The sequence below is a fragment of the Kineosporia mesophila genome (genome assembly GCF_021129235.1).
Taxonomy (GTDB): Bacteria; Actinomycetota; Actinomycetes; order Actinomycetales; family Kineosporiaceae; genus Kineosporia; species Kineosporia mesophila.
In genome coordinates this window covers 566384-578257 of record NZ_JAJOMA010000001.1, presented here as the reverse complement: position 1 = coordinate 578257, position 11874 = coordinate 566384, and the positions used below count along the sequence as shown (strand labels likewise).

8 protein-coding genes are annotated in these 11874 nt (G+C 68.7%); all 8 read right to left on the bottom strand.

Annotated elements, in window-relative coordinates; translation table 11 throughout:
* Position 1: 1 nt before the first annotated feature.
* The gene (locus tag LR393_RS02180) at positions 2-1006 is read right to left on the bottom strand and encodes a sugar phosphate isomerase/epimerase family protein (RefSeq protein ID WP_231481176.1); all 1005 of its coding nucleotides are present in this window, start codon (positions 1004-1006) and stop codon (positions 2-4) included.
* Between the two features lie 57 nt (positions 1007-1063).
* Positions 1064-4111 (bottom strand): PQQ-dependent sugar dehydrogenase, encoded by a 3048-nt coding sequence (locus LR393_RS02175; RefSeq protein ID WP_231481174.1) that lies wholly within the window; start codon positions 4109-4111, stop codon positions 1064-1066.
* Complete coding sequence (locus LR393_RS02170; protein WP_231481172.1) at positions 4111-5232, bottom strand: sugar phosphate isomerase/epimerase family protein; 1122 nt, start codon at positions 5230-5232, stop codon at positions 4111-4113. The genes LR393_RS02175 and LR393_RS02170 overlap by 1 nt, the downstream gene beginning before the upstream one ends.
* A 105-nt stretch (positions 5233-5337) precedes the next feature.
* On the bottom strand, positions 5338-6528 hold the full coding sequence (locus LR393_RS02165) for a Gfo/Idh/MocA family protein (protein ID WP_231481170.1): 1191 nt from the start codon (positions 6526-6528) through the stop codon (positions 5338-5340).
* A complete protein-coding gene (locus LR393_RS02160) occupies positions 6528-7586 on the bottom strand; it encodes a substrate-binding domain-containing protein (protein WP_231481168.1) in 1059 nt (352 codons plus the stop codon). The genes LR393_RS02165 and LR393_RS02160 overlap by 1 nt, the downstream gene beginning before the upstream one ends.
* A 402-nt stretch (positions 7587-7988) precedes the next feature.
* On the bottom strand, positions 7989-8981 hold the full coding sequence (locus LR393_RS02155; protein WP_231481166.1) for an ABC transporter permease: 993 nt from the start codon (positions 8979-8981) through the stop codon (positions 7989-7991).
* Positions 8978-10468, bottom strand: a complete 1491-nt coding sequence (locus LR393_RS02150) for a sugar ABC transporter ATP-binding protein (protein ID WP_269326567.1) — start codon at positions 10466-10468, stop codon at positions 8978-8980. The genes LR393_RS02155 and LR393_RS02150 overlap by 4 nt, the downstream gene beginning before the upstream one ends.
* 121 nt (positions 10469-10589) lie before the next feature.
* The gene (locus LR393_RS02145; protein WP_231481163.1) at positions 10590-11777 is read right to left on the bottom strand and encodes an ROK family transcriptional regulator; all 1188 of its coding nucleotides are present in this window, start codon (positions 11775-11777) and stop codon (positions 10590-10592) included.
* Between the last annotated feature and the right edge of the window lie 97 nt (positions 11778-11874).

Genomic DNA, 11874 nt, shown 5'->3' with positions numbered 1-11874 from the left:
GCTATCTGCTGCTGAAGGCGGCGTCGAACGACGCGGCCGGTGGGTCGAACAACTGCGTACGGACGAACTCCAGGGCCTGGGGGGCTCCGACCAGCCGGTCCATCCCCGCGTCCTCCCACTCCACCGAGATCGGCCCGGCGTAACCGATCGCGTTCAGCATGCGAAAACAGGCCTCCCAGGGCACGTCTCCGTGGCCGGTGGAGACGAAGTCCCAGCCCCGGCGCGGATCGGCCCAGGCCAGGTGCGACCCCAGGCGCCCGTTGCGGCCGTTGCCGACCTGACGCTTGGCGTCCTTGCAGTCCACGTGATAAATCCGGTCCCGGAAGTCCCACAGGAATCCCACCGGATCGAGGTCCTGCCAGACGAAATGGCTCGGGTCCCAGTTCAGCCCGAACGCCGGCCGGTGCCCGACAGCCTCAAGAGCACGCCGTGCCGTCCAGTAGTCGTAAGCGATCTCGGACGGGTGCACCTCGTGGGCGAACCTCACCCCGACCTCGTCGAAGACGTCGAGAATCGGGTTCCAGCGATCGGCGAAGTCCTGGTACCCGGCGTCGATCAGCTCCTGGGAGACCGGCGGGAACATCGCCACGTACTTCCAGATGGCCGAGCCGGTGAAGCCGACCACGGTGTCGACCCCCAGACGCGCGGCCGCCCGGGCGGTGTAGGTCATCTCCTCGGCGGCCCTTCGCCGCACGCCCTCGGGGGAACCCTCACCCCACACCCGGTCGGTGAGGATGTCGCGGTGGCGGGTGTCGATCGGGTCGTCGCAGACCGCCTGCCCGGTCAGATGGTTGGAGATCGCCCAGACCTTGAGGCCGTACCGGGCCAGGATGTCCTGGCGGTCCTGGAGGTAGGCATCGTCCTCGACGGCCCGCACGACGTCGAGATGATCGCCCCAGCAGGCGATCTCCAGACCGTCGAAGCCCCAGCCGGAGGCCAGCCGGCAGACCTCCGCGAACGGCAGATCGGCCCACTGGCCGGTGAAAAGAGTGATCGGTCGTGCCATCTGGCCTCCCACGTCGAGATGCCCGGGCCCCTGTGGGAGGGGCCCGGGCACCGGCGGCTACTTCTTCTGCACCTGCTTGATCAGATCGGCCGCGTCACGCTTCAGCACCTGGCGGGCATCGGCGTCCTTCACCACGGTCCTGGTCAGTGAGGCGTCGAAGATCTTCAGCGCCGCCACCGCCTTGACCGTCTTCTTGCCCACGGCCAGCTGTCGCGACGCCTCCAGCTCGGCCTGGAGCAGTACCGCCCCGGCCTTCGTCACCTTGCCGTCCTTGCGGAAGGCGGTGATCAGGGCCTTGACGTCGGCGAACGAGGTGACCGTGGTGAACTCCACGGTCTTCGTCGCCGTGTTCCCGGCCTGGTCCGTGGCCTTCACACTCAGCGTGTGCTTCCCCAGGGGCAGGGTCCACAGCTCGATCGCGCCGCCCGAGGTGACCGCCGCCCCGTCCAGGGTGCCGGTGACGGTGTCGATGCCACCGTCGTCGGTCGCCTTCCAGACCGGGGTCAGGGTTTTCGAGTCGCCGACGGACGAACCGGTCTCCACACCGGTGACGGTCACCTCCGGCGGGGTGGAGTCGGCCGGCCCCTCCTGCGGGGAGAAGGTCAGCTGATCCAGCACCACGCCACCGGACGAGGTCACGTAGAGCTTCCCCGTGCCCTCCGGCTTACCGCTGCCCAGTCCGAGCACCTTCTCGGTGATCTGCTCACTCTTCACCGTGACCTTCGCGAACGGCGTCGCGTCGGGGGCACCCCAGCGGAAGGACAGCGTCCCGGAGCCGGACGAGGCCACCGCGATCGAGTTGACCCCGGCCAGGTTCACCGGGTCCCAGCCCAGGTGGTCGCCCACGTCGAACGAGGTGACCTTCCGCAGACCACCGGCGCCCGCATCGTCCACAATCTCGACACCCTGCTGTTCGTCGGCCCATTCTGCCTGCTGCACGCGGGGGTTGAGGATCATCGAGACCTCACCGGTCGCAGCCGGCACCCCGTTCGCCCCGGCATCGGTGTAGCGGATCACCACCACCCCGAAGATGTTCTCCGTGACCCCGTGCTCCTGGGCGTCGGCCGGCGTGGGAATGGTGAACGTGCAGCCCGTGCCCTGACTCAGTGGGTGCGCGTGCCGGTCGTGACCCAGCCCGAACGTCCACGAGACCCGCGAGCACACCGTCGCCGCCCCGTCCTCGGGATCGCTGGTGGTGACGGTGAACGGCACTCCGTCGCCCCAGGTGAAGAACGACCCGTCGGCCGGTGTGGTGACCGTGACGATCGGGGCCACGTTGCCCACGCTGATGTTGGTGGAGGTCAGCCCGTACTTGCCCTCCGGATCGGTGACCCGCAGGCGGGGCGTGTACTTACCCAGCTCCTGGTAGGTGTGCGACGCGGTCACGCCGGTGGCGTCGAACGTGCCGTCCGCGTTGAAGTCCCACTCGTAGGTGAGGTCTTCACCCTCCGGGTCGACCGACTCGGCGCCGGAGAACTCGACCGTCAGCGGCGCCGTGCTGCTGCTGATCGGGTCGGCGGTGATGTGGGCCTGCGGCGACTTGTTGCCCGGGGCCCAGTCGATGCGGTAGAGCCCGGCGTCCGGATTGGCCCGGAAGAAGCCGTCCCCGTAGTCGAGCACGTAGAGCGAACCGTCCGGCCCGAACTCGATGTCGATCGGGCTGTCGGTGATCGGCTGCCCGTTCGTGGTCAGGTCGGCGTTGGGCAGGAACTGCTCGATCTTCGAGACCGGGCCGTCCGGCCACCCCACCGTGAACGCCGCCAGGTAGTCCTGCGAGAACTCGGCGAAGAACGCCTTGTCGTCCCAGTACTCGGGGAACTTCGTGGTCGAGGCGTTGTCGGCGTCGTAGTGGTACACCGGGCCACCCATCGGCCCCTGACCACCCTGAGGGTCGAAATCGGTCAGCTCGGGCCAGGGCTGGTCGTCGGCGTCGTCCCCGTAATAGAGGTCGGCGTCCGTGGCCGGCGGCAGCGTGGCCAGGCCGGTGTTCCAGCGCGAGTTGTTCTCGGCACCGGCCGCACAGTCGAAGAACGCACCGGGCGTGGCGGTCTCGAAGTTCCACTCGTTGTAGTTCCTGCTGTCGGCCGTGCAGTACGGCCAGCCCGAGTTCATCGGCTGGTCGATACCCGTGGTGTTCCACTCGACGTAGCCCATCGGGCCCCGCTGGGCGTTGGCGACCCCGGCGTCCGGGCCGTAGTCACCCCACGAGACGCTGTTCGTGTCGGCGTCCACATCGATCCGGAACGGGTTGCGCACACCCTGCACGAAAATCTCCGGGCGGGTCTTCGCCGTCCCCTCCGGATAGAGATTGCCCTCCGGGATCGTGTACGAACCGTCGGCCGCGACCTTGATCCGCAGGATCTTGCCGCGCAGGTCGTTCGTGTTGCCCGCCCCGCGCCGGGAGTCGAAGCCCGGGTTGTATCCGGGCCGGTCGTTGTTCGGCGCGAAACCGTCGGCCCCCGGCGCGCTCGCCGGGGTGTTGTCGCCGGTGGCGAGGTAGACGTTGCCGTCACCGTCGAAGTCGACGTCACCGGCCACGTGGCAGCACTGGCCTCGCTGCGTCTCCACCTTGATGATGACCTGCTCGGACGCCAGATCCAGGGCCCCGTCGGCGTACTTGACCCGGGAGAGCTGGTTGTAGCCCTTCCACTGGTCCCAGTACGACGCGTCCTGCCCGGCCGGAACGGTGTTCGGTGACGAGCCCGTGGGGGTGGTCGCCGGGTACGGCGCGTCCATCTGCCGGGGCGCGTAGTAGAAGTAGACCCAGCCGTTCTCGGCGAAGTCCGGGTCCAGGGTGACGGTCTGGAGCCCGTCCTCGGAGTTGTTGTACACGTCGAACTTCCCGGCCTGGCTGGTCACGCCGGTCGCCGGGTCGGTCAGGCGCACCACCCCGTCGCGGGCCGTGGTCAGCACCTTTCCGTCGGGCAGCACGGCCATGTCGATCGGCTCACCCGTGTCCTTGGTCAGGGTGATCTTCTCGTAGTTGGCCCAGTTCAGCGGATCTTCGTCGCCCTCGGGCCCGGGGTGGGCGAAGGCGGCGGCCGGGGCCGCGACCAGGGCCCCGAAGGCCAGCACCAGCGCCAGGAAGAGCTTCAGCGGGCGCATCAGAGCTCCGCCAGGTGCTGCAGACCCAGCCGCGCGTGCTGCAGCGACTGCGCCGGCGCGGCGGTGCCACCGGGAGCCGTGTCCTGCTCGACCATCGGGTTACGGGTGTCGGTACGCCCGACCCGCCGGAAGAACCGCTTGTAGTCGATCTTCCCGGTGCCGAACGGCACGATGTCGTAGCCGTTCGTGACGTCCAGGTCGGGTTCGCCGTCCTTGGCGTGGAACAACGGGTACCGGGAGTTCGCCGAGAGCACCGTCGCGGCCGGGTCGAAGACGTCCTGGCGCTGCGAGCCGTCCGCCGCCGTGTAGGTCGTGAACTTGTACTGCGCCACGTGCGCCCAGAACACGTCCATCTCCAGGTGCACGTACTTCGGGTCGGTCACCTTCAGGAAGTACTCCAGGCGGCGGATCCCGCTGGAGCGCGTCGGGTTACCCGCCGCGTCGGCCGGGCCCTGGTCGAGCAGGAAGCTGTAGGCCACGTCGTGGTTGTGGGTGTAGAGCTTCAGCCCGGCCCGGCTCGCGATCTTCCCCAGGGCGTTCCACTTCTCCGCGGCCAGGTCCCAGTCGGCCTTGAAGGCGCTGTTGGTGGGGTCCGCACCGGTGCCGACGTGCTGCATGCCCAGGATGTTCGCGATCTCCAGGTGCAGCTTGAACTTCTCCTCGTCGGCCGCGGTGAGGGGCCAGGCCGGGATGAACCCGTGGTTGCCCTGCGCCCGCAGACCACTGTCGTCCAGCCATTTCCGCAGCTGCCGGGCCCCGGCGACGGACTCCAGCGAAGCGCCGCCCGGGGCGTTGGCGTGCTGCGTGTACCCGGCGAACTCGACCTGCCGGTAGCCGATCTTCGCCAGGGCCGCGAACACCTCCTGGAATCCGGACGGGCCCACGAACGCGCCCGGATCGCGGGAAATGGCGTCGCGGACCGTGTAGAGAATGATGCCGCGCTTGCCCTTCGGGATCTTGCCGGTGCTGCCCTTCACGGACGCCTCCGCGGAGCCGGTGGGTAGGGTCACGGCAGCCGCCGCGGCAGCCACGCCGGTACTCGCGGCGAAGAGCTGACGACGGTTCAGCCGCAGTGCTCTGGCCAGGGCGGATGCCTCGTTCTGCGATGGTGCGTCGAACATGCTGTTCTCCTAGACTGGAGCGGTCAGGGGGATCCTTCGGATGCGGCGGTGCTGCTTCTCCTCTCTGGCAGGGGTTCCCGCCGGTGTTCCAGCACCGGCGGGAACTCAGGCTGCGGTGCGGGCCCGGGTCGGCAGGGTCTGCCAGTGCGAGCTCGCGGCCGCCGATTCCGTCACGGCGGCCAGTACCTGCTGTACCTGGAGGCCGTCCTCGAACGACGGGGTGGGATCGGTGTCGTTCCCGAGATCGGTGAGCAGGTCGGCGATCTCGTGGGTGAAAGAGTGCTCGTAGCCGAGCAGGTGGCCGGGCGGCCACCACGCCCGCAGGTACGGATGCTCCGGCTCGGTCACGAGAATCCGGGTGAAGCCCCCGGTCTCGTTGCTGGACCGGCCGTCGTAGAGGTGCAGTTCGTTCATCGCCTCGAAGTCGAAGGCCAGGCTGCCGAGACTGCCGTTGATCTCGATCCGGATGGCGTTCTTGCGGCCACCGGCGAACCGAGTGGCCTCGAAGGACCCGAGCGCACCCCCGTGGAACCGACCGATGAACAGGGCCGCGTCGTCCACTGTTACTGCCCCCTTGCCACCCCCCGCACCGGCGGAGAGACCGGAGGACGAGGTGGGCAGCGGACGTTCCTTCACGAACGTCTCGGTGAGCCCGGAGACACCGGCCAGATGGTCACCCACGATGAACTGCGTGGCGTCGACGATGTGCGCGCCGATGTCGCCCAGCGCGCCGCTGCCGGCCCGCTCGGCCTGCAACCGCCAGACCAGCGGGAACTGCGGGTCGATGATCCAGTCCTGCAGGTACTGCGCCCGCACGTGCCGGATCTCGCCCAGGCGCCCCTCCCCCACCAGCTTGCGGGCCAGCGCGATCGCGGGCACCCGGCGGTAGTTGAAGCCCACCATCGAGCGCACGCCGTGCGTCCGGGCCTTCCGCGCCGCCCCGACCATCAGCTCGGCCTCGGCCACGGTGTTGGCCAGGGGCTTCTCGCAGAGCACGTGCTTGCCCGCAGCCAGGGCCGCGATCGCGATCTCGGCGTGGGTGTCGCCCGGTGAGCAGATGTCGATCAGCTGGATGTCGTCCCGCGCGATCAGCGCCCGCCAGTCGGTCTCCACGCCCTCCCAGCCGAGCCTGGTCGCTGCCGCCTGGGTGGCGTCCCGGTCGCGGCCGCAGATCGCGGTCATCCGGGCCTTCACCGGCAGGTCGAAGAAGTGACCGGCCGAGCGCCAGGCCTGGGAGTGCGCCGCGCCCATGAACGCGTACCCGATCATCCCGACGCCCATGGTCTTTTCCCCCATCAGGACTCGAATCCCAGCGGGAGGTAAGCGTCGACGTTCTGCTGGGTGACCGTCTCGCTGGTGAGCGTGATCGAGGCCGGCACCCCGAGCTCCACCAGGTCACTCAGCCCCTTGCCCTGCCCCACCAGCCGGGCGAGTTTCACCGCCGACGCGGCCATGCTCGGCGGGTAGGTCACGGTCGCCTTCATCACCCCGGAGTCGGCCTTGATCAGGTCCATCATGTTCTTCGACCCGGCACCCCCGACCATGATGAACTCGTCGCGCTTCGCCTGCTCGATCGCCGCCAGCACCCCCAGCCCCTGGTCGTCGTCGTGGTTCCAGAGCGCGTCGATCTTCGGTGCCGCCTGGAGCAGGTTGCTCGTGACCTGCTGCCCCGACTCCACCGTGAACTGCGCGCTGACCTGGTTCGAGACCTTGAAACCGGCAGTTCTGAGGGCCTCTTCGAAACCCTTGCTGCGGTCCTGGGTGAGCGGCAGGTCGGCGATGCCCTGCACCTCGGCGATCACCGGGTTCTTCACCCCCTTGGCCGTGAGTTGCTGGGCGACGTAGTAGCCCGCCGCCGCGCCCATGCCGTAGTTGTCGCCCCCGATCCAGGTGCGCGCACCCCGCGGCGAGGAGAACACCCGGTCCAGATTGATCACCTGGATCCCGGCCTCCATCGCCTTGATCCCCACCTCCGTCAGCGCGTTGCCGTCGAACGGAAGAATCACCAGCACATCGACTTTCCGGCTGATCAGCGTCTCCACCTGAGAGATCTGCTGATTCACGTCGTTGCTGCCCTCGACGGCCTGAAAGTCGACGTCCCGGTACTTCTTCGCCTCCTCCTCGGCCTTGGTGGTGATGGCCCCGATCCACCCGTGGTCGGCCGCGGGGGCACTGAACCCGATCACCACGTCCTTACCCGGTTCGTCGTTGCCACTACCGCTGTTGACCGGCGCCGTGGTCTTCGAGTCGGCCTCGGCGGGCTCGTTGCTCGTGCAGGCGGCCAGCAGCGCGCCCGCACCGAGCAGACCCGAGCCGACGAAGAGGCGTCTGCGGTCGAGAGCGAATCTGTCCATCGGGAACCTCCGGTTGTTTCCAATTGAGGACGAGGCCAAGAGTCGATCGGTCACGGAACTTTTCGTTTCCGCGGCAGATGTGCCGAGGCTTTTTGGCCTGTTATCGCCGCCCGGGGGCGGGTTCGCTCAGACCGTGTGCATTCCTTGCGCCCTACCCGCAACGAATGCACACGACATCTCCGATCCGAACTGGTGCGGGATCCGGGGGACACGGCCGCCTGAACCCGGGGCAGGCTGGTCTGCGTTGTGTACACCTGGTACATCCGGTACCGGATGTACCAGGTGTACACAACGCTTCGGCTGTCCTGCCGTGGCTCGCCGGGGCGAGGTCCCGAGGGATCGGGAACGGGCCGCGGAGCGGGTTGCCCGAGTCGGCGTACGTCCGTTTTCGCCGACACGGCACTAACTCTCGCGATTGGCCCGGCGCTGCAGCAGCACCGCGGCCACGATGATCAGGCCCTTGGCGATGTTCTGGGTCTCGGTCGCCAGGTTGTTGAGGATGAAGATGTTCGTGATGGTGGTGAACACCAGCACCCCGAGGACGGAGCCGATCAGCGTGCCGCGGCCCCCGCTGAGCAGTGTTCCGCCGATGATCACAGCCGCGATGGCGTCGAGCTCGTAAAGGTTCCCGTGGGTGCTGGAACCCGTGGTCGTGCGGGCCAGCAGCATGATCGCCGCTATGCCGCAGCAGGTTCCGGAGAGCACATAGAGCAGCGCGGTGTTCCGCCGGACGTCGATGCCCGCCAGCCGGGCCGCCTCGGCGTTGCCGCCGATCGCGAACACCCGCCGGCCGAACGTGGTGCGGTTCAGCAGCACCCAGCCGACGGCGGCAACGGCCGCGAGAAGGAGGACGAGGAGCGGGATACCGAGGACGTCGGTGGTCGCCAGATCCTTGATCGGCTGCTGGGTGACGATCTGGGTGCGGTTGTCGGCCAGGCGGGCCGCGAGGCCCCGGGCGGAGACCAGCATCGCCAGCGTGACGATGAAGGGCACCATCCGGCCGTAGGAGATCAGCAGGCCGTTGACCAGCCCGGCCCCGGCGCCGACCAGGATCGCGCAGAGCACCATCATTCCCGGCCCGTACGACTGGGTGGCCAGGGTGGTGGCCCAGACCGAGGCCAGGGCCACGATCGCACCGACCGAGAGGTCGATGCCCCCGCCGATGATGACGAAGGTGGCGCCGACCGTGACCACGCCGATCACCGACGAACTCACCAGGATGTTCTCGAGATTGTCGCCGGTCAGGAAGTTCTCGCTGGTGATCGCGCCGATGACCACGAGCACGGCCAGCACCGCCACCAGCCCGAGGTTGCGGATCTCGGTACCGCGCATCCGGGCCAGCACGGTCGGCCCGCCGGTCGTGACGGTCGGTGCGGCAGACTGTTCCACGCTCATCCCACGATTCCTTCCATCACCAGGTCGAGCACGCGGTGCTCGTCGAGTTCGCCGGCCGGGGCGGTGTGCACCACCCGGCCCTCCCGCATGACCAGCACCCGGTCGGCCAGACCGAGCACCTCCGGCACCTCGCTGGAGACGAGCAGCACGCCCATCCCCTGGTCCGCGAGCCGCCGGATCACGGCGTAGATCTCCGACCGGGCACCCACGTCCACGCCCCGCGTCGGTTCGTCGAGCAGCAGCAGCCGGGTGTCTCCGAGCAGCCAGCGGGCCAGCACCACCTTCTGCTGGTTACCGCCGGACAGGGTCCGCACGGTCCGGGTGACGTCACCCGGGCGCACCTCGAGCTCACCCGTGGCCTCCTGCGCCGTGGCCTTCTCACGCCGACGGTCCAGCCACCCCGGAACGACTTTCGTCATGCGCGGGAGCGAGGCCAGCGACACGTTGCGGACGATCGGCTCGCCGAGCAGCAACGCCTGGCTCTTGCGCTCCTCCGGGGCCAGACCCATTCCGGCCCTCACCGCTGCCCGCACCGAACCGGCCGGCAACGCGCGTCCACCCATCGTCACCGCACCGGACGTGCGCCGCCGGGCCCCGTAGATCGTCTCCAGCACCTCCGAGCGCCCGGCCCCGACCAGCCCGGCGATGCCGACGATCTCACCCGGCGCGACACTCAGCGAGACGCTCTCGAACTTCCCCTCCAGCGAGAGGTTCTCCACGTCGAGCAAGGCCTTTGCCGACCCGGTGCGCCGGGGCCGCGACGGGAACAGATACTCCACCGGCCGTCCCGTCATCAGCGAGACCAGCTGCTGCGTCGGGGTACCGGCGGCCGGGAGGCCACTGGCCAAGGTGCGTCCGTCCTTGAGCACCGTGACCTCGTCACCGATCTGCCGGATCTCTTCCAGGCGATGCGAGATATACACCACCGCAACCCCTTCGGCCACCAGATCGCGGATCACCCGGAACAGGTTCGCCACCTCGTCGTGGGCCAGCACGGCCGACGGCTCGTCCATCACGATGAGCCGCGCGTCCCGGGCCAGCGCCCGGGCCAGGCTGACGATCTGCTGCTGCGCGGCCGACAGCCGACCGACCTCGCGACTCACCGGAATCTCCGGATGGCCGAGCTTTTTCAGCACTTCCTGCGCCGCCTCGCCCTGGGCGGCGCGACGCACGAACCCGGCGGACGCGTTCTCGTGCCCGAGGTAGAGATTGTCGGCCACCGAGAGCCCGGGCACCAGGTCGAGCTCCTGGTAGATGGTCGCGATTCCCCGGTGGATGGCCGAGGACGGCGAGGAGAACCGCACCTCCTCCCCCTGCCAGCTCAGCGTTCCCGTATCCGGTGCGTGAGCGCCCGCGAGAACCTTGATCAGGGTTGATTTTCCGGCACCGTTCTGGCCCAGCAGGCAGTGCACCCGGCCGGCGGTGACATCGAGGTCCACACCGTCCAGGGCCCGCACACCGGGAAACTCCTTGACGATGCCACGCATCCTCAGAAGCACGTCGTCGTCCACAGTGGGGCCTCCTCGTCGAGGTCAGGTGTGGTGATGCGGCTTTCGTCCGCGATCAGGCAAAGTGTCCCCGGAGTTCTGGAACTCCGGGGAGAGACCGTCAGGTGGTGGCGAATACCGAGTCTGAGATGAGCCGCCCGGCACCGACAACTCCCGCGGTGCCGCCGAGCTCGGACAGGACGATGGGCAGATTGCCGGTGGCGAGCGGGAGTGAGCGGCGGTAGACGACGCTGCGGATCTCGGCGAGCAACGGATGACCGAGACCGGCCACGCCGCCCCCGATCACCACCAGGCCGGGGTTGAAGAAGCTGACGAGCGAGGCGAGGACTTTGCCGAGCCGGTTTCCACCGTCGCGGACCAGGCCGATACTGACCGGGTCACCCGCATCCGCGGCGGCACCGATATCCCTGGCAGACAGGACGTTCGAGGAAGCAAGGCGTTCGGCGAGCCAGTCCGAGCGACCACTGCGGGCGGCCGCCTCGGCATCCCGGGCGAGCGCCGCGCCGCCGAAGGCCGCCTCCAGGCAGCCGGTGTTGCCACAGGCGCAGACGTGCCCGTGCCCGTCCACCTGGATGTGCCCGATGTCGCCGGCCGAACCGTTGACGCCGCGGTAGATCTCACCGCCGACCACGATGCCGCAGCCGATGCCGGTGCCGATCTTGACGAAGAGCAGGTCTCGCACGCTGCGGGCGGTGCCGGAATGCAGCTCGCCGAGCGCCATCACGTTCACGTCGTTGTCCATCATGACCGGGGCGCCGAGCGCCGCACCGAGCATGTCGCGGATCGGGAAGTGACTCCAGCCGGGCATGATCGGCGGTGCGACCAGGGCTCCCTCGGCCTGGCTGACCGGGCCGGGCACGCCGACACCGACACCGGTGACGGGTTCGCCCCGGCCGACGCGCAGCTTGGCGACCAGGTCGATGACCTGCTCCAGCACCGGGCCCGGACCCCGACGCACATCGGTGTCGGCGCGGTCCTGACCGAGCAGGTTGAGTTCGCCGTCAAGTACCGCGACGTCGATGGAGGTGGCGCCGATGTCGATGCCGACGAAGCGCAGGTTACGGGAGAGGGCGACCATCTGCGAGCGCCGACCGCCGCGTGAGGCGGCCAGGCCGACGACATCGACGAATCCGAGGTCGGCGAGCCGCTCGACCTCGATGGCGACCTTGGACTTGGACAGTTCCACGGCGTCGCCGAGTTCGGCCCGGGACTGCGGGCCACTGTCGCGCAGCAGACGGAGAAGCCTTGCCTGGTGCCGGTTCTCCGGGCGGGTGCCGACGCGTGCCACGATGCCGACCTCCCCGTCCGTGTCCGGCCACTACCCCTGTGTAGTGCCTGTGAGGGACAGTAGTCAGGCTTTGTCCAGTTTGGGAAGAACTTCGGCC

Bases quoted from the DNA above. Each gene is read 5' to 3' on its own strand.
- LR393_RS02170 (WP_231481172.1), bottom strand. From the start codon at position 5,232: ATGTTCGACGCACCATCGCAGAACGAGGCATCCGCCCTGGCCAGAGCA.
- LR393_RS02150 (WP_269326567.1), bottom strand. From the start codon at position 10,468: ATGCGTGGCATCGTCAAGGAGTTTCCCGGTGTGCGGGCCCTGGACGGT.
- LR393_RS02180 (WP_231481176.1), bottom strand. From the start codon at position 1,006: ATGGCACGACCGATCACTCTTTTCACCGGCCAGTGGGCCGATCTGCCG.
- LR393_RS02165 (WP_231481170.1), bottom strand. From the start codon at position 6,528: ATGGGGGAAAAGACCATGGGCGTCGGGATGATCGGGTACGCGTTCATG.
- LR393_RS02175 (WP_231481174.1), bottom strand. From the start codon at position 4,111: ATGCGCCCGCTGAAGCTCTTCCTGGCGCTGGTGCTGGCCTTCGGGGCC.
- LR393_RS02155 (WP_231481166.1), bottom strand. From the start codon at position 8,981: ATGAGCGTGGAACAGTCTGCCGCACCGACCGTCACGACCGGCGGGCCG.
- LR393_RS02160 (WP_231481168.1), bottom strand. From the start codon at position 7,586: ATGGACAGATTCGCTCTCGACCGCAGACGCCTCTTCGTCGGCTCGGGT.